This is a genomic window from Flavobacterium tyrosinilyticum (genome assembly GCF_023656565.1).
Taxonomy (GTDB): domain Bacteria; phylum Bacteroidota; class Bacteroidia; order Flavobacteriales; family Flavobacteriaceae; genus Flavobacterium; species Flavobacterium tyrosinilyticum.
In genome coordinates this window covers 1,703,312-1,723,010 of the sequence record NZ_JAMOKG010000001.1, presented here as the reverse complement: position 1 = coordinate 1,723,010, position 19,699 = coordinate 1,703,312, and the positions used below count along the sequence as shown (strand labels likewise).

The window sequence follows — 19,699 nt, the reverse complement described above, 5'->3', positions numbered from 1 at the left end:
AAAAATAAAAGGCAAAATTACGTTTTTAGAATGGAACAACGCAATTTCGCCTTTTAAATTTGAAAGACATATCCTTAATTTGAAGACTTTACCAAACTATTTCGGCTAAAGTTTCATTCTCTTTTACTTTTCCTAGCTGAATTGTTTTTAAAGTTCTCGATACTTTACCCGCTTTTGTGGTATAAATTTCAACCATAATTGTTGCTGGGCCATTTTCGGTTAATTCGCTTTCGCCAAAATAATTAGTCTTGATTTGATATTTCCCTTTCACCGTATTTCTGATGATATATTGCTCTGGGCCGTAGCCTTGCGTGAAATCTTTTGAGAATCTCCCGCCAATTGCAGTACTTTTATGACTGTAATAACACTCTTCACCAGTTGGTTCGATAACATGCAAATCCAAATCGACATCCATTTGGTTCCAATTCATAATAATTCTAATATCAACCGGCATTTTAGCAAGGTATTTTTTTTCTAATTTGCCTGTTTTCAATCCTGGATGTGCCGTTATTAATCGATTAATATCCATTAAAACAATATCTTCAATACCTTCGTATTGTCCGCTCATTTCTCCATAATAATTCACTTCAAGCGATTTTACCAATTCATCAAATGCTTCTTGATATTTTCCGGCATCTTCAAGCGCCAAAGCATAATCTCTTAAGCTCTGAGGTTCGTGAGATCTCCATTTTACAACTTGTTTTGCAGTAAAAACGGCATCCTGATAATCTTTCCATTGTCTCAAAGTATAAGTCAATGTTTTATAAAGCTGATGATTTTCTAAACCTAAATCGGCAATATTGCTGATGATTTGCAATGCTTTCTTAACATCTCCTTGATTGTAGAAAAAGTGCGCCACATCAAAATAAAAGCTTGGATTTCTTTCCTGAGCTTTTCTCAATTCGAAATACAAATCGTATTGTTTTTCTTTTGGCGCCGATGCCAACGCTTTTAAATATAATCGATCTGGATTCCAACTTTTTGTTTGAACGACTCCATTATTTGAAGACTTCTTTTTTGTTGTTATAATAATAACTCCATTTACTCCCCTGCTACCATAAGTAGCAATTCTCGCGGCATCTTTCAAAACATCCACCGATTCGATATCTTCTGATTTTAAATCGGTCAATTCACCTTCATAAAACTGACCATCAACTATAATTAAAGGCTTTTTTGAATCTCCAGCTAAATAACCTCTATTGAAATTTGAATCTTGCAAAAGATCTTTATTTTTTGAAGTACCTTCTCCTATAGCACCAACAACATCAGATTTTTTTTGTGTTGCGTATCCTACAGCTATTGTGTCTTGTAATTTAGTAAAACCTGAATCTTCCCTAATTACCTCACTTCCAACTTTCTTATCTTTTAATTCAACAATTTTTGGTACATCATCGGTAACCTCTTCTGCTTTTGCAACAACTGGCGAAACAAATTTTACCTGATCCACTTTTGCCGCAGATGACGGAGGAGGCGTATTGTATACAGCATTATCTCCTTCAATTACTGTTGCAACTGGTCCTTTTCCAACAGGCTCATCAACTGTCAGTACTGCATCAGGATCTCCTTTTATAGTCTCAGCTGCTTCTCTTCTGTCTCTATTTCTAACTCTACTTCTACCATTTGGAGGTGGCGGTGGCGGTGGAACTTGTCTATTGTACTTATATTTAGATGCGATTTTCTGCTCTGCGTATTTGACGTCTTTTTTCCACCAAGCGTTTATACTGGCAAAATAACTTTCAATACTCTCCCAATTATTTTTTTGCTGTGCTAATGTAGCATCATGTTCCTGTTTTTTGATTAAATCAAATTCAGCACGTAATTCTGCTGGCGGCAAAATATCGTACATAATATAATCCCGAACATTTTCGAGAACAATCAATGATGTGTTTTTGGTTACAATCCCGAATTTCTTTCCAAGAAGCTCAATTTCATCTGCGTTTTTAGTGTATTGCAATTCAAGATTGGCAATTTTTTTCTGCGCCCAAAGTTTTTCAACATTCACATCATTAGAATTTTGAACCGCTACATCAAGCGTAATTTTCTTTTCTAAAGTAACTTCATTATCATAGCCAAATAACAACGTAATTTCATTTTTTGGATTCAAAGAAATACCAGAAAAACTAAAATTCCCTGAAACCGAAGTTCCTTCCATCGGAAATAAATCGGTTACCGTTAAATTCTCTTTTATGCCTAGAAACTTCAAATTTGTATTTGTCAATTTATCCAAAGCCGTTTCAGCATTTATCTGATTTAAATTGATAAAATTACCTCCCGTTTTCATTGAAGAAAAATTCAAAAAAGCAAAATCTGCAGAAACAGAAGATGTAATAGTATAAACAGGTTTTTTAGTTTTTGGAAGAAGATTTTCACTCAAAGAAGATAATCCGTCAGAGAAAAATAAATATTCATCTTGATTTTCAAAGCTAATTTGAGAGAAACGAGTTCCGCCATCGTATTTTGTTTTTTCTAAAACTGCTTTTAATTCGGACCAATTACCGTTCGAAATCACGAACTCTTTTTGTTTTTCGAAAGTATAATTCAGAAAATACAAAGTCACTTTTGTATTTTTTATTTTCTGAAAATAAGCTTCCAGCAAATCCAATTCTTTCTTTAGATCACGATTCTGACAACTTAAAGAATTATCCCAAATCAAACCAATTGAAGCTGGAGTTTTTTTAGCAGTTTTGTTTCCTTCAACAAAATTATTTCCATAAAAATAATATTGCCCACCAGCATTCTGCATTACAACACTCGGAATATCTTGCTGAATTGGAATTTTAAAAAGTAATTTTTCAGCAGGCTGATAGTTTTCTTTCTTTTCAGAAGCTTCAAAAGATTGATTCCATTTTGAGAAAACAATTTCTTTTTCAGAATCTCCCGTCACAACAGGTTTTGCAGCGGCACCTAAAACCGAAACATTAATTTCAAATTTATCTAACTTTTTAGGATAACGGCTCAAAAGCTGATACGCCAAATTATCTTTGTCTGAAGCCGCAAGTTCTTCTTCGTAACCAATAACAACAATTCGTTCGCCATTAGGCATTAACGGATAAATTCTAGTTTTAAAATTATTCCCATCCACTTTTTCCAATAATCCTGGATCAACACGACGGTGCTCGATAGCTTCAAAAACTTGTTTCCCCTTATTTTTATTTACCGGAACCGCTTCTCGCAGTTTTCCATTAATATCAATCGCATATCTAGAAACCGAAACATTTTCAGGCAACGGAAAAACAAGCTCTGCTTCCATTTGACGATTTCCCGAATTAAAAAAATGCATTTCTGCTGTAGTGTAAGCAATATTGCCAACGATTTTCACATTGACTTTCAATTGACTCATTCGTACTTTCTCAGCTTCTTCTCCTTTAACGGTAAGCTCAGGGCTTTGTCCAAAAGTTTTTGTGCCCATGAAAATGAGAAAGAAAAACAATACATTCAAATTCATTTGAAAAATGCGCGGCACAGACGAAAACAATTTTAATTTCATGATACAAAAATTAAGGTTCATATTGTTATAGAGAACAAAAAACGATAAAAGGTTGGGAAGATATTACTTATTTTCAAAAAAAAATCTCCAAAGCCCGAAAGCAATGGAGATTTAATATAAAAAACAATCTAATTTTAAATGTGTGATATAATTGAACCCAATAACAAGTTTTTTTCAAAACTTAAATTAACTTATATCACTTATATGGTTTCAAAGAAAATTATGCGTTGAAAATTTTCTCTTGGTGACCAATACTTTCCTGGTGAATTGCTTTGAACATTCTTAAAACAAACTCTTCAGTAAGACCTTTTTTCTCGCCTTCTAAAATCATTTTTCCTAAGATTTCGTTCCAACGGTTGTTTTGAAGAATCGCTACGTTTGCATCTTTTTTCACTTGACCAATTTCGTCAGCCACTTTCATACGTTTTCCTAACAATTCTAATAAGTTAGCATCCAAAACGTCGATGTTAGCTCTTAACTTAGTCATTTTTTGGCTGTACTCGTCTGTAGTATCATCTGTTTTTCTAATCGTCAAATCTTTAATGATTTGTTTCAAAGAATCTGGAGTTACTTGTTGCGCAGCATCAGACCAAGCATTGTCTGGATCGTAGTGCGTTTCGATAATCATACCATCGTAGTTCAAATCTAAAGCCTCTTGCGTTACTTCAAAAATCATTTTACGATCTCCAGTAATGTGAGATGGATCGATGATTAATGGTAAATCAGGGAATTTATTTTGCAATTCGATCGCAATCTGCCATTCTGGAATATTTCTGTATTTTGTTTTTTCGTAAGTAGAGAAACCTCTGTGGATAACTCCTAATTTCTCGATTCCAGCCATATGTAAACGCTCAACACCACCTAACCATAAAGCTAAATCTGGGTTTACTGGGTTTTTAACCAAAACAATTTTATCTGTACCTTTCAACGTATCAGCAATTTCTTGAACTGCGAATGGGTTTGCAGTGGTACGTGCACCAACCCATAAAACGTCGATATCGTGTTCTAAAGCTAATTTACAGTGAGCTGCAGTTGCTACTTCAGTTCCCATTAATAAACCAGTTTCAGCTTTTGCTTTTTGCAACCATTTTAATCCGATTTCACCAACACCTTCAAATCCTCCTGGACGAGTTCTTGGTTTCCAGATTCCTGCTCTGAAAACGCTAACTTTTGAATCTTTTAATTCGTGAGCGATTTTCAAAACCTGATCTTCAGTTTCTGCACTACAAGGTCCAGCTATCACAAGTGGGTGATTTAAATTGAAATCTTCTAACCACTTTCTCATTTCTTTCTTATTTTCCATCTTAATTCTAATTTACTTTTTAGTTGTTGTTAATCCGTTTAGTATTTCTTTTATTTTATTTGTGCTTTCCATTTCTTCAAAAATGGCATTGTAATCTTCTTCTTTTAGCAAATCTCTAAACCGACTCAGGTTTGATATATAAGCTTCTAAAGTTTCAAGAACGTATTCTTTATTTTGTTTAAATATGGGTGTCCACATTGCAGGCGAACTTTTTGCCAAACGAACAGTGCTTTCAAATCCACTTCCCGCCATATCAAAAATATCCTGTTCGTCTTTTTCTTTATTCATTACCGTCTTTCCAAGCATAAACGAACTGATGTGCGATAAATGCGAAACATAGGCAATGTGTTTATCGTGCGAAATGGGATCCATATATCGAATTCTCATTCCGATCGAAGTAAAAAGATTTAATGCTTTCTCTTGTAATTTAAAAGCAGTCTTTTCTACTTCGCAAATAATGTTTGTTTTTCCTTGAAACAAGCCTCTTATTGCTGCTGATGGCCCCGAAAACTCTGTTCCGGCAATTGGGTGCGTTGCAATAAAATTTCTTCTTTTCGGGTGATTGGCCACTGCTTCGCAAATTGGTTTTTTAGTAGATCCTACTTCAAAAACAATCGTTTTATCTCCTACAGCATCCAAAACTTTAGGCAAAACCGTTAGCGCCACATCTACCGGAACCGAAACAATTACAAAATCTGCTTTTTGCAAATCTTCAAAACTTCCTGCTTCGTCGATAACACCTAAATCAATCGCTTCCTGCAAATGTTTTTCGTTGTTATCGATTCCTAAAATAGTAGCATCAGGATAACGTCCCTTAATGTCTAGCACCATTGAACCGCCTATTAACCCTATTCCTATTACGTATACTTTCATATCTTTTTTAAATTCCAAGTTTTAAAATTGCTTCGCCTGTTCGCTATCGCTCGGGTCTAAATTACAGATCTTGCTTTTCAATTTGTCATCCTGAGCGAATTCGAAGGACGTTCCTATTGGCAAGGGCTTCGACTTCGCTCAGCCTGACAATCTGGATAAAATCTTAATACTTAATTCTAAAGTCTTAATACTAAAATCGATCTATCGCTTCCTGTACTTTTTCTTCTTTCACACACAATGAGAATCTGATATAACCTTCGCCGTTGCTTCCGAAAATGGTTCCAGGCGTGATAAAAATATGTTTCTCGTATAATATTTCGTCAATGAACTTTTCTGCTGATTCGATTCCTTCTGGTAATTTCGCCCAGACAAAAAGACCAACTCCTTCTTTATACACTTTGCAGTTTAATTTTTCTGCTAGTTTCTCAGTCAATTCTCTACGGCGTCTGTAAATTTTGTTTTGATCTTCAAACCAAGATTTATCACATTTTAGCGCTACAATAGCTCCTTTCTGAATTCCGTAGAACATTCCGCTGTCCATGTTGCTTTTTACTTTTAGAACCGCATCGATAATTTCAGGATTTCCTAAAACCATTCCTACTCTCCAGCCTGCCATGTTGAATGTTTTACTTAAAGAGTTTAATTCTAAAGCCACCTCTTTCGCTCCTTCAACCTGCAATAAACTCATCGGATTATCATTCAAAACAAAACTGTACGGATTGTCGTTGATTAATAATATGTTGTGTTTTTTAGCAAAAGCAACCAATTTTTCAAATAACGCTAAACTTCCTCTCGCTCCTGTTGGCATGTGCGGATAACCCAACCACATTATTTTCACCTTCGAAAGATCTAATTTTTCAAGAGCTTCAAAATCTGGTTCCCAAGCATTTTCTTCCTTCAAATCATAATAAACTGGAACTGCTCCAACCAAATTGGTTACCGAAGTATAAGTTGGATAACCTGGATTCGGAATTAAAACATGATCGCCTTCATTTAAAAATGCTAACGAGATGTGCATAATTCCTTCTTTTGAACCCATAAGAGGTAAAATCTCATTATTCGGATTCACTGCAACACCAAACTGATCTTTATAAAAATCTGCCATCGCCTGCCTCATTTCTGGTAATCCCTGATAGCTTTGATAACCATGCCCGTTTTCGTCTTGAATTGCTGCAGCGACTGCTTCAATTACTGCTTTTGACGGACTCAAATCAGGGCTTCCAATTCCCATATTGATGATCGATTTTCCTTCAGACATCAACTGACGAACTTCTCTTAGTTTTGATGAGAAGTAGTATTCTTCAACTGTGTCTAATCGTTTTGCTGTTGTAATCATTGTTTTTAATTTTTGCTGTATGCTTTAAGCCTTAGGCTATATGCTTTTTCTTTTTTGATTTGTCACCCTGAGCGAAGTCGAAGGGCTTTCCAATTGGAGCGGGCTTCGACTTCGCTCAGCCTGACAAAACTTTTAACTTTTAACTTTTAACCTATAACTTTTAACTTCTTATGGTCTCGTATTCTTATATTCTCCCAGTACTTTAAAATACTCTGCCATTATGTTTAATAAGGCTTTGGCTTTTGCAAAATCTTCGTATTTCTCGAATGTCACATCTACGAAGAATGAATATTTCCAAGGTGTTTCAATTTTTGGAAGCGACTGGATTTTTGTCAAATTCAGTTTGCAGTCACTCATTACATTTAAAACCGCCGCTAAACTTCCTCTTTTATGATCTAATTCAAATTTTACAGAGGCTCTGTTGATTTCGCTTTCTGGCAAAAATGAATTTTGTTTTTTGATGATTACGAAACGAGTCATATTGTTTTTGATCGTTTGAATCGATGACGCAATAATATCCAAATCATACATTTCAGAAGCCGTAACACTTGCAATCGCTGCAATTCCAGTTAACTGTTTTTCTTGAATTCTTCTTGCTGTTTCAGCTGTATCTTTATCCTCAACCAACTTGATGTTTGGATATTGTTTCAAGAAATCCATACACTGCAAAAGTGCCATTGGGTGCGAATGAACTTCTCTAATATCTTCAATTTTCTGACCTTTTAAAGCCATTAAATTCTGCTGAATGTTTAAATAATGCTCTCCGATTATGTGTAAATTATTCTTGTCAATCAATGCATAATTCGGGATAATCGGCCCTGCAATCGAATTTTCGATCGCCATAACAGCCTGATCAGATTTTCCGGCAATAAGGCTGTCGATCAATTCTTCAAAAGACAGACATTCATCAATATCCACATTTTCAGAGAAATACTCTTTTACAACCTGATGATGAAATGATCCTTTAATACCTTGTATTGCAATTTTCGTTGTCATATAGTCAAAAAAAAATCCTGATTTGCATCAGGATTGTATATTAGTTTTATTTGTCTTAAAATTTGATCTCAAATAACCATAGCACAATCCTCACTTCTACTAAAGAAGAAATAAAAAGAGTTGCTAAAATAAAAACGGTTACTTGCCATTTTGTTTGTGTTTTGTTTTAAATTCTCTGCGAATGTATAAATTATTTTTAGTGCACCAAAAAAAAGATTGCATTTTATGAAACAAAAAAGGATTTCTTAACAAATTTAGCAGGTTTTGTATGATAATATAAAAAAATCAGCTTAAAATGAGATATATACAATAGCTATTTTTAGATTCTAAGGTTTTTTCGCCACGAATTCACGAATTAGTACAAATCTTTGTGGTTATAAAATCAAATTACACAGATTTTAAAAAATAAAATTCGTGAATTCGTGGCTATCTTCTAATCAAAACAACCCTGAAACTGCTTTATTAACAATCCCGATTTTAGCATAATCGAAGTCCATTTTTTCTTTCAATAAAGAAGCGTAAACACTTCTAAAATCAATTTCGTATTTCAAGTCACCATTATCTAAGTCGGCCAAATTTGGATTTTTTCCTAAAATCGTTCCTTTATTATTTCCTCCGATGATAAACATTGGCGCTGCAGTTCCGTGATCGGTTCCGTTTCCGTTGTCTTTTACTCGTCTTCCGAATTCTGAGAAAACTACTATTGTGACATTCTGCAATAATTGAGATTGTTTTAAATCAGAATAAAAACTATATAAGGAATCATTTAAATCAGTCAATTTTCGTTCGTGAATGGAGAGCTGATTATCGTGTGTATCAAATCCGTTGAGCGATGTGTAATATACTTTTGAGTTTAGATTTCCTTTTATCAATCGTGCAATCCATTCTAGGTTTTTAGATAATTCTGTTTTCGGATAACTGATTTCCGTTTTAGACCTCGCTAATGCTTTCTGAATCTCATCTGAACCTTCTGTAACCGAATTGGCAATTTTTCGAACAAAATCTAAATGCGGATTTTTAGACAAAGTCACATTCTCTTCTTTTGATTTTACTTTAAATCGATCTGGATCTTTTACCGTTATAAAATTCGGCTCTACTCCTTTTAAAGCCAAATTATCAATCGAATCTAAATTGATTCCAGCCGTCGCTTGATGACCGTTGCATTGCAAATCCAGAAATCTTCCGAGCCAGCCTTCATTTATATATTTATTAGAATCCGTCGCCGTCTGCCAAATTTCCTGACTTCTAAAATGCGAACGAATCGGTTCTGGATAACCCACATTCTGAATTACCGTTAAATCTCCGTTTTGCTGCATTTGAGCAAAATCTTTTAATGAAGGATGAAAAGCCATTCCTTTATTCTTTCCAACAACCAAATCTTTATTTAAAGCAATCTTCGTTCTTAAATCGTAATACAATGGATCATCGTACGGAATAAAAGTATTTAAACCATCGTTTCCACCATTCAGCTGTACAAAAACGACACATTGCTCTCCCACAATCAAATTGTTTTGAGAACCAAAAGCATGTAAAAAATCAGGAAGCACCAGCAGTCCGCCTGTAAAAGTTCCGGTCAGTGTTATAAAATTTCTTCTGTTCATGATTACTGCTTTTTAGATTAATTGATATTCGGGAAGTTTTGTGATATAATTAAAAAGTCTGACTACAGCAAAATCGGCGTGCGGATCTTTGGGATCAAAATCGTATTTCAACAGATTTTCCATGTCTTTCTGAGCCGAATCACTGACGGTAAATAATAACCGGTCTGATAATTCAGAAATAATCGTTTTGTTATTTCCTTCTGAATCAAAATTGACTTTTACCGCAGTTTTTTCATATTCTGACTTCTCTTTTTCAACTCCGTTCATCATCGTTTTCAGAACTTTTCTATTCAGACTTTTTCCACTGCATAATAAATCGGCTGTATTGTTTCTTTGGAGATAAATCTGCGAAGTGAGCCATGAATTTCCGCCGTCCCAGCCTTTTACATTTACCTGATTGTACAAATCCATTCCCTGCTGTTTTATAAACGCCATAATAGCAGCATCATTAACATTCTCCAAATGCAATTCATCACATAGCTGTAAAATATAAACCAGCGGATTTTTGATTTTATTTCCTGAATTCTCTTTTTTAAATTCTTCCGTAAAAATTTTAGTCAATAAAGGTTCTATTTCAAACTTTTGTTTTCGGAAATAATCGCCATAATAAACTACTAAATCTTCGGGCGGATTATCATAAATAAACCATTTCAGGATTTTTCGGGTAATGAGATATGGAATATTTTTCTGTTCGAAAATAATATCCACTAAATCATCCGCTTTCCAATTTCCGGTTTTTCCAAAATAGATTTTATCGCTGTTATCTTCTATATTTTTTATATAAACTGCACCTTCATCGCCAACATTTAAACCTGCCAAAGCTTTTGCGCCGTTTTTAATATCCTCTTCGGTATAATTTCCAATTCCGATTGTGAATAGTTCCAATAACTCACGGCTTAGGTTTTCGTTTACTTTTCCTTTTTTATTATCGCCATTATCGAGATACCGAACCATGGCATTTGATTTTAGAATCTGTTTGGTTAATTCTTTAAAATTACCAAAGGCATTTTCGCGCAAAATCATATTATGCTGATAAATCCAGTAATTGATTTTTACTTTTTGAAAAGTCGAAACAAAATGATTGTGCCAGAAACAAACCATATTTTCACGAAGGGGGAATTCATCATTACGCATTTTTGCAATCCACCATTTTTTGAATTCGGCAGTCGCTTGATTTTCTTTTTTCTGAATTTCCTTTTTAGTCTCGGGGTCGGAAGTTTTGATTACTTCCCGAACTTGTTTCAACTCTAAAGTCGTTTTAGGCTGATCTTGCAAAAAGTCTGGAAGTGTTGTATCAAATTTCGAATTATAAGATTGCTTTAGAAATTTTTCTAAGCCGAGTTTTTCAATTTTTGAAGCTTGTTTTCCTGAAAAACCTAATCGTAAGGACCAAAGACTGCTTTTTTTCATCGTTCAGAAATTATTACAATAAGACTTGAGTTTCTTTTAAAGGTTTAATTTTAAAAGAGGCTAAGTTGCTAAGATTCTGAGGTGCTGAGATTTTAAAGTCTTTGGTAATAATTAAAACGGGGATTTTTTGGAGATATTGTTTAATTATATTCGGCAATCATAATGAAACATAGCCCGTGGTTTCAACCACGGGAACACAATGCGTTTCCCCAATTCGTTTCCCGTGGTTGAAACCACGGGCTATGTTTAAACAGCATTTTTAAAATTATAGAAAAAGCAGTATTCTAATGTTGCATTACATGCCTAATTCTATTTTTTATTCTCTAAATTCTCATTATAACTTTTCCATTTGTCCCTTATTAATTTCGAAGAAAAAGGAATTCCTGAATTTAATCTTTGTTCCTTCGACAAACAATCTTTACTCTTATTTGTATGTCTATATTTTTTTGGTAGCTCTCCCAAACTTGCCTTAGTAAATTTCCAACCAAATTTATTAAGAGCTAAAAACACCTGTCTATCAATATAGAAATCCAGTTCTTCAGAATATTTATATAAATTAGTATAGATAAATGATGATATCCAACCATCATGAATATTAATTATTTTCTTTAAGAGAAAAAAAACGGTATAATCCACTTTGCCATTACAAACATCTCTAATTTTCGATTTTAATCTATCAAAATTAGCTAAAGACGGATAAATTTGCTTTCCATCAAAAGTTACCGAAAGAAAAGTCAGAAAATCAACATCAATCTTTAGGATCTTAGTTTTTTCTCCTTCTTCTAAACTATGGATATCTAATTTTAATTCTTTTAAAATTTTGCAACAATCCACATAAGCTTCCTCACATTCTTCTTTAGTTTTACAAAGAATTACAAAATCATCTGCATATCGAACTAATTTATAATCTCTTTCAATAAGAAATTGATCAAAAGGCGAAAGAAATATATTAGAGAATAATGGTGACAAAGGACTGCCTTGTGGGATACCTTTATCTACATCTTTAAAATTAGATCTTTTTTCAACATCAAAATTATCTAATCCTCCTAATTCCTGATTAAGTGCTTTATCTAATAATTTATTAATAGAATCATCTTGCAGCTTTGGATAAATATAATTATTTAATAAATCATCCTTATTAACCTTTCCAAAAAAATTTATCAAATCTGCTTCTAAAGAATATATATAACCATTTTTATAATGCTCAATGATTTTAAAAATTGCATCTTTCGTTCCAAGACCTTTTTGATAGGCAAAACTAAAACCGTTGCTTTTTTCTAGTAATGTTTTAAATACTTCTTCAAGCTCTATAGCAATAGATTTTAACACAACCCTATCTGAGATTTCAGGAATTTGTAATGGTCTAAATTTTCCATTATTTTTTGGAATTAACACAGCTCTGTTGGGTGAGAAAAAGTATTTCCCTTTTAACAAGAGAGATGATATTGAAGTAATTTTATAATCTTTATTTTTTTCAAAATCTTCTATTGTTTCACCAGAAATACCTTGAGAAGATTTATTAGTTTTATCTAAATTATCCCAGGCTTTTTTTAAAGATTCAACCGAAGATATTTTTTCTAATAATGATTTTGACATGTAGTTATATGATTGTAAAGACCCTTAGAATAACAATTTGTTAGTATGACAGACTCCACAAAATGAGTGCAGAACCCTTTAATGAAATGAATAGCCAAACAACGAATGAAGTTCGAACTAACACTTTGGAAAGGTGTTCTTGGGCAATCCTGACGAAAGATTGAAGAGACAATCTAAAGTCGAACGCTAACTTAAATCGAAATCTAAGCTGGAACTCTTGAGCGTTAAAGACTGCATTTTTTTGGTTTGCTGGGTTTTCTCCAGTTCTGAATCCGATAGTGTATCCATAGTTTTCAAAATTAAGTTTTTTTCCAGAATACGAAAGTTTTTTCGAAATTTCGCATGGTTTTTTAAATCCGCAGCTTTCTGCCTGTCCGCCTCACTAAATAAATAGCTTGGTGCCAATGTTTCTATAGGTTTCTGTCTGTCATACACAGTGGCATCAAACGAGATAGACACAGAACCCTTTAATGAAATGAATAGCCAAACAACGAATGAAGTTCGAACTAACACTTTGGAAAGGTGTTCTTGGGCAATCCTGACGAAAGATTGAAGAGACAATCTAAAGTCAAACCAAATTAATTCAAAGAACTAAATTTTAAATTAGTTAAGTTTTTCTTTTAAATGAAACATAAAAAACAAAAACTTAACTATATATTTTATCATGAAATATTAACTTCCACACATCTCACAATCTTCTGGATCAGCAGCTTGAGCTTTTAAAAGCATAGCTTTATAATCCTCAACACTGATTGCTTCCGTTTCTGCAACTAAAGATGGAGCCGTTTCTTCTTTTTTATCGTTGTTTAATGTGAATTTAATCGCATCTACAGCCGCTTTTGTTCTTAAGTAATACATTCCTGTTTTTAAACCAGACTGCCAAGCGTAGAAGTGCATTGATGTTAGTTTAGAATAGTTAGCATCTTGCATGAACAAGTTCAACGATTGTGACTGGTCGATAAAATATCCTCTTTGACGAGACATATCGATAATATCTTTCATCGACATTTCCCAAACTGTTTTGTAAAGATCTTTTAAGTCTTGCGGAATTCTATCAATGTTTTGAACAGATCCATTATGACGCATAATTTCTTGTTTCAAATCTTCGTTCCACAAACCTAGTTTCACTAAGTCTTCTAGTAAATGTTTGTTTACTACGATGAATTCTCCAGACAATACACGACGAGTATAAATGTTTGATGTGTAAGGTTCGAAAGCTTCGTTGTTTCCAAGAATTTGAGAAGTCGATGCAGTTGGCATTGGCGCCACTAACAATGAGTTACGAACTCCATGCTCTACAACCTCTTTTCTTAATGAAGCCCAGTCCCAACGACCTGATAATTCTTCATCTTTCATTCCCCACATATTGTATTGGAATTCTCCTTGAGACATTGGCGAACCTTCAAAAGTTGAATATGGTCCTTCTTCTTTTGCCATTTCCATAGAAGCAGTTACAGCAGCGAAGTATAAAGTTTCGAAAATCTCTTGGTTTAATTTTTTCGCTTCATCACTTGTAAAAGGCATACGCAACATAATGAAAGCATCTGCTAAACCTTGAACCCCTAAACCAACAGGACGGTGACGCATGTTAGAGTTTTCTGCTTCTTTTACTGGGTAATAGTTTCTGTCGATTACTTTGTTCAAGTTACGAGTTACACGTTTTGTAACATTGTAAAGTGCTTGGTGATCAAACTGTCCGTTTTCAATGAACATTGGTAATGAGATAGAAGCCAAGTTACAAACTGCAATTTCGTCTTTAGATGTAAACTCCATAATCTCTGTACACAAGTTAGAAGAACGGATAGTTCCTAAATTCTTGTGGTTCGATTTACGGTTTGCTGCATCTTTGTACAACATATACGGTGTTCCAGTCTCGATTTGAGATTCTAGGATTTTCTCCCATAATTCACGAGCACGGATTGTTTTTCTTCCTTTTCCTCTAAATTCATAATCCGTATATAATGCTTCGAATTCATCTCCGTAAACATCATATAATCCTGGACATTCGTTTGGACACATTAAAGTCCATGTCGAATCTTCCTGAACACGTTTCATGAATAAATCTGAAGTCCACATCGCGAAGAATAAATCTCTCGCACGCATTTCTTCTTTTCCTGTATTTTTCTTTAAATCCAAGAAATCGAAAATATCAGCATGCCAAGTTTCGATATAAATCGCAAAACTTCCTTTACGTTTTCCACCACCTTGATCTACATAACGAGCTGTATCATTAAACACTCTCAACATCGGAACAATTCCGTTTGAAGTTCCGTTTGTACCACGAATGTAAGATCCTGTCGCACGAACGTTGTGAATAGAAAGCCCGATTCCTCCCGCAGATTGCGAGATTTTTGCTGTTTGTTTTAATGTATCATAAATACCATCAATACTATCATCCTGCATTGCCAAAAGGAAGCAAGAAGACATTTGAGGCTTTGGAGTTCCTGCATTAAACAACGTTGGCGTTGCATGCGTAAAGAACTTTTTAGACATTAAATCGTAAGTTTCAATAACCGATTTTAAATCGTCTAAGTGAATACCAACAGAAACACGCATTAACATGTGCTGCGGACGCTCCACGATTTTTCCGTTTATCTTAAGAAGATAAGAACGCTCTAAAGTTTTAAAACCAAAGTAGTCGTAATTAAAATCTCTTGTATAAATAATATGAGAATCTAAAAAAGCAGCATTTTCTTGAATTACTTTGTACACATCGTCAGCAATTAATGGAGCGTCTTGTCCATTTCTTGGATTCACATAATTGTACATATCTTTCATCGTTTCAGAGAAAGATTTTTTAGTATTTGAATGTAGATTAGAAATAGCTATACGAGCTGCCAATTGAGCATAATCTGGATGCGCAATTGTCATAGAAGCCGCCGTTTCTGCTGCAAGATTATCCAACTCAGAAGTCGAAACCCCATCATACAATCCTTCGATAACTCTCATCGCTACCTTAACTGGATCTACAAGCTCATTTAAGCCGTAACACAATTTTTTGATTCTTTCTGTAATCTTATCAAACATTACGGGCTCTCTGTGGCCATCTCTTTTTACTACATACATAAGCTTACCTTTTTAGTTATTGAAAAAATGAAAGTACCTAGAGAACGAGCCCTAGTACTTAAACATTGCGTGTTTTTAAATTAATTTTGGAGAATTACCAAATTCTCAATAGTTACTCATTTCAAATTCGAAATTCGAATTTAAATGCGTCAAAAATTGCTATTGAATCTGCGACTTGGGGAAAGAGATTCAACCTTTAAAATATTCCTGTAATCTTTTTTTTTAGCGTCTCTAGAAGATAGACGCTAAAAGTATTTTTTGTTGTCTAAAAATCTGCATCAAATGAAATTTTTTGAGCATCACTGTCATTGTTCATAACACCTGACTTTTGATACTCTGCAACACGTTTTTCAAAGAAATTAGTTTTTCCTTGAAGAGAAATCATGTCCATGAAATCAAATGGGTTTGCCGAACCGTATACACGCTCGCAACCTAACTCTACTAATAATCTATCGGCAACAAACTCTAAATACTGTGTCATTAAACCAGCATTCATACCAATTAAACTTACCGGAAGAGATTCTGTAACAAACTGTCTTTCGATATCTAAGGCATCGACAATAATTTCTTTAATTCTTTCTTTTGGCACTTTGTTTACTAAGTGATGATTATGCAGGTGAACTGCAAAATCACAATGTACGCCTTCGTCACGAGAAATCAACTCATTAGAGAAAGTTAAACCTGGCATTAAACCACGTTTTTTCAACCAATAAATAGAACAGAAGGCTCCTGAGAAAAAGATTCCCTCAACTGCTGCAAAAGCAATAAGTCTTTCTGCAAATGAATCTGACTCGATCCATTTTAAAGCCCATTCTGCTTTTTTACCAATTGCTGGAAATACTTCCAAAGCATTAAATAATTCTGCTTTTTCTGCTTCGTCTTTTACGTAAGTATCAATTAACAGTGAATACGTTTCACTATGAATGTTTTCCATCATAATTTGGAAACCATAGAAAAACTTCGCTTCAGCATATTGAACTTCGTTTACAAAGTTCTCAGCCAAATTTTCGTTTACGATTCCGTCAGAAGCAGCAAAGAATGCTAAGATATGTTTAATAAAATATCTTTCGTCGTCATTCAATTTGTTATTCCAGTCTGTCAAATCTTGGTGTAAATCGATTTCTTCTGCAGTCCAAAAACTTGCTTCCATCTTTTTATACCACTCCCAAATATCATGATGTTTAATCGGAAAAATAACGAAACGATTTTTATTTTCTTGTAATATTGGTTCGATTTGTGACATGACAGATTCTGTTAATTTTTTTATTGAATTTTTACACATTCAGTGCACTACAAAGATTGTCAATTAACGGCAAAAATAAAAGCCAAACTTATTCACAATCGGACGTAGTTTTTAACAAAGCCTAAAATTTGAAAAACTTTTCAGACAATAATTAATTTACTGCAAATGAATGATTTAAAAGCTATTTTATACTTCAAAAGCCCTGTAAAATATAGACTTTTTCGAATAAAAAGCAAGAAATTTTAAATAGTTTTAAAAAGTTTTTTTTGAGTCAAAACTTTATTTTTTTGAGTCAAAAGATGTAGTCAAAAAGACTATAATTTCGACTGTGAATTTTTATGAATTTTTAAGTTCTTCGGCTACTTTTTCCAGCTCCAAATACCAATCTTCGCCAAAGCGTCTAATTAGTGCTTCTTTAACAAATTTGTAAACTGGAACTTCCAATGCTGCACCTAATGAACAAGCATCATCGCAGATGTCCCATTTATCATAATTTACAGCCGCAAATTCTGTGAAGTCTTTTACACGAATTGGATATAAATGACAAGAAACTGGTTTTTTCCAATCAACGAGTCCTTGATTATAAGCCTGCTCGATTCCACAAAGAGCCGTTTTTCCGTCAAAAATTACGTAAGCACAATCTTTATTATCGATAAGTGGAGTTTCGAGATCTCCATCGGTTCCTTTTACCCAGGTACCCTGAGCTTCGATTGCTTCGATTCCTTCTTTTCTTAAAAAAGGCTTTACTTTTGGATAAATTTCTTCTAAGATTTTAGTTTCAGCCTCACTTAAAGGCGCGCCCGCATCTCCATCAACACAACAAGCTCCTTTACAAGCAGACAAGTTGCACACAAATTCTTTTTCCAGAATGTCTTCTGAAATAATAGTTTTACCTAACTGAAACATGATATTAAATACTGTAAATTTTAAAATGCAAAGATAGTCAAAGAAAACAGATAATTTTTTATTCTTTTTTCACGCAGATTTGGCAGATATGAGCAGATAAAGAGATTGATTTTATTTGGTAAATCTTAAAAACGATGAAAATGATTTAAGAAAATTGAAAATCTGCTCAAATCCGCTAAATCTGCGTGAAATTTTTTATACTATCCAAAAAAAATCTTCAGAGTTGTCTTTGATTTAGCAATCCAAACTACATAATTGTTACAAATATCACTTTTTTAACCAATAAAACATGTTTTTATAACAAAAATACATAGTAACGAAAAAACACCTAACTTTATTAACTACTTTTGCAGCAGTTTTTTAAACCCTAAAAATCAAAGCGATATGTTAGAAATCGATTTTAAAGAAATCATTACCGTTAGTATGGTGCTTTTTGCCGTAATTGATATTGTTGGTTCAATTCCGATTATTGTGAATTTAAGAGCTAAAGTCGGACACATCGAATCTGAAAAAGCTTCTATTGTTGCAGGAGCTATTATGATTGTTTTTCTCTTTGTTGGAGAAGGTTTACTAAACTTAATTGGTATCGACGTTCACTCATTTGCCGTTGCAGGATCTTTCGTTTTATTCTTTTTGGCGCTAGAAATGATTTTAGGAATCAGAATCTACCGTGACGAAGAACCAGGATCTGCCTCTATCGTTCCTTTGGCTTTCCCGCTAATTGCTGGAGCAGGAACAATGACGACTTTGTTATCGCTTCGATCTCAATTTCACACCATTAATATCATCATCGCGATTGTTCTAAATATTATCTTGGTTTACATCGTTTTGAAGTCTTCTAAAAAAATCGAAAATCTATTGGGAGAAAACGGACTTGGAGTAGTTCGCAAGACATTTGGAGTAATACTTTTGGCGATTGCTGTTAAATTATTCGCTGCTAATGTTAAAGGTTTGTTTGTCTAAATTTTATTTTTATAAATTTACCCCGTAAAATTTCTAAAATACAACTTTAAGGCATTTTCCCCATTAAAGTTCTACTTTATTATTTTAGGCAAAAACAAAACAACCTTATGAAAATTTTCACTTCAATCTTAGTGCTTTTGGCACTAGCTTTAATTGTTTTTAATATTACGCTATTAGACTTTCAGAACCCTTTTCAAGGAGATAGTATGGTAGCTTTTATTGGAATCGCCGCTTCATTTTGCGCTGTTTTGATTCTTTTGATTTTTAGAATTTCAAAAAGAATTGAAGAAAAAATGAATGACAACAGATAATATGTTTGATGTTTTAATTATCGGAGGAGGAGTATCAGGAATGTCATGTGCTCTTGTCTTAGGGTCCGCAAAAAACAAAACTTTTGTTACTGATAAAAAAATCGGAATTTTTACCCACCAGAAAAATTCTTCTTTACAAGAAGCAATATTTTATAACGCTTACGGAATTACACCAGGAAAATTAGGTTCTGAACTTTTAACTGAAAGCACACAGGATTTAGCTACAACTTACCCACACATTACTCAGATTCCAAATGAAAAAGTAATGAAAATTGAAGGCAGTTATCCTGAATTTACTGTTGTAACCAACAAGAATTCATACCAAACAAAAAATATCGTAGTCGGAATTGGTTCTGCCAATACTTTCGACATTGAAGGTTTAATGCAATACATTGAACCACATAAAAAAGCACTACCAGAAAAACAGCGTATTCAGCTTAAAAATGAAGATCACAAAGTTGCTGATGGCATTTATGTAATTGGGACTTTAGCGGGCTGGAGAAGTCAATTGGCAATTGCTGCCGGAAGTGGCGCTGCTGTAGCAACAGATATTCTTACTTTATGGAATAATGGCGTGCAGACTCACGCTCACGATAGTATTCGATAAA

General features: G+C 33.8%; 14 protein-coding genes. 3 read left to right on the top strand and 11 right to left on the bottom strand.

All coding sequences use genetic code 11. The features are described from left to right. Positions 1–88 precede the first annotated feature (88 nt). From NCC77_RS07595 to NCC77_RS07545, 11 genes are all read right to left on the bottom strand, one after another. Positions 89–3,487 carry a DUF2135 domain-containing protein gene (locus NCC77_RS07595; protein WP_250835023.1) on the bottom strand — a complete coding sequence of 1,133 codons (3,399 nt, stop codon included), beginning with the start codon at positions 3,485–3,487 and terminating at the stop codon, positions 89–91. A gap of 220 nt (positions 3,488–3,707) precedes the next feature. Beyond that, on the bottom strand, positions 3,708–4,790 hold the full coding sequence (locus NCC77_RS07590) for a bifunctional 3-deoxy-7-phosphoheptulonate synthase/chorismate mutase type II (protein ID WP_095928247.1): 1,083 nt from the start codon (positions 4,788–4,790) through the stop codon (positions 3,708–3,710). A gap of 12 nt (positions 4,791–4,802) precedes the next feature. Then, the gene (locus NCC77_RS07585) at positions 4,803–5,663 is read right to left on the bottom strand and encodes a prephenate dehydrogenase (protein ID WP_250835022.1); all 861 of its coding nucleotides are present in this window, start codon (positions 5,661–5,663) and stop codon (positions 4,803–4,805) included. Positions 5,664–5,853: 190 nt separating this feature from the next. Continuing rightward, complete coding sequence (locus NCC77_RS07580; RefSeq protein WP_250835021.1) at positions 5,854–6,999, bottom strand: pyridoxal phosphate-dependent aminotransferase; 1,146 nt, start codon at positions 6,997–6,999, stop codon at positions 5,854–5,856. Positions 7,000–7,167: 168 nt separating this feature from the next. After that, positions 7,168–7,995 (bottom strand): prephenate dehydratase, encoded by an 828-nt coding sequence (locus NCC77_RS07575; RefSeq protein ID WP_250835020.1) that lies wholly within the window; start codon positions 7,993–7,995, stop codon positions 7,168–7,170. A gap of 437 nt (positions 7,996–8,432) precedes the next feature. Next, positions 8,433–9,596: a DUF1501 domain-containing protein gene (locus NCC77_RS07570; protein ID WP_250835019.1), complete on the bottom strand. Its 1,164-nt coding sequence runs from the start codon at positions 9,594–9,596 to the stop codon at positions 8,433–8,435. Between the two features lie 12 nt (positions 9,597–9,608). Then, complete coding sequence (locus NCC77_RS07565; RefSeq protein WP_250835018.1) at positions 9,609–11,006, bottom strand: DUF1800 domain-containing protein; 1,398 nt, start codon at positions 11,004–11,006, stop codon at positions 9,609–9,611. 309 nt (positions 11,007–11,315) lie between these two features. Beyond that, entirely contained in the window at positions 11,316–12,602 is a 1,287-nt protein-coding gene (locus tag NCC77_RS07560) for a reverse transcriptase domain-containing protein (RefSeq protein ID WP_250835017.1), read from the bottom strand. Positions 12,603–13,274: 672 nt separating this feature from the next. Beyond that, a complete protein-coding gene (locus NCC77_RS07555) occupies positions 13,275–15,668 on the bottom strand; it encodes a ribonucleoside-diphosphate reductase subunit alpha (RefSeq protein WP_250835016.1) in 2,394 nt (797 codons plus the stop codon). 265 nt (positions 15,669–15,933) lie between these two features. Continuing rightward, complete coding sequence (locus NCC77_RS07550; protein WP_248728436.1) at positions 15,934–16,911, bottom strand: ribonucleotide-diphosphate reductase subunit beta; 978 nt, start codon at positions 16,909–16,911, stop codon at positions 15,934–15,936. A gap of 336 nt (positions 16,912–17,247) precedes the next feature. After that, a complete protein-coding gene (locus NCC77_RS07545; protein ID WP_250835015.1) occupies positions 17,248–17,817 on the bottom strand; it encodes a DUF3109 family protein in 570 nt (189 codons plus the stop codon). 384 nt (positions 17,818–18,201) lie between these two features. On the opposite strand from NCC77_RS07545, the gene NCC77_RS07540 reads away from it, so the two are divergent. The 3 genes from NCC77_RS07540 to NCC77_RS07530 all read left to right on the top strand — a co-directional run bounded on the left by NCC77_RS07540 (position 18,202) and on the right by NCC77_RS07530 (position 19,698). Then, positions 18,202–18,780: a MarC family protein gene (locus NCC77_RS07540; protein ID WP_008465051.1), complete on the top strand. Its 579-nt coding sequence runs from the start codon at positions 18,202–18,204 to the stop codon at positions 18,778–18,780. Positions 18,781–18,887: 107 nt separating this feature from the next. Next, complete coding sequence (locus NCC77_RS07535; protein WP_095928256.1) at positions 18,888–19,091, top strand: hypothetical protein; 204 nt, start codon at positions 18,888–18,890, stop codon at positions 19,089–19,091. A gap of 1 nt (position 19,092) precedes the next feature. Next, complete coding sequence (locus NCC77_RS07530) at positions 19,093–19,698, top strand: FAD-dependent oxidoreductase (protein ID WP_095928505.1); 606 nt, start codon at positions 19,093–19,095, stop codon at positions 19,696–19,698. Position 19,699: the final 1 nt, after the last annotated feature.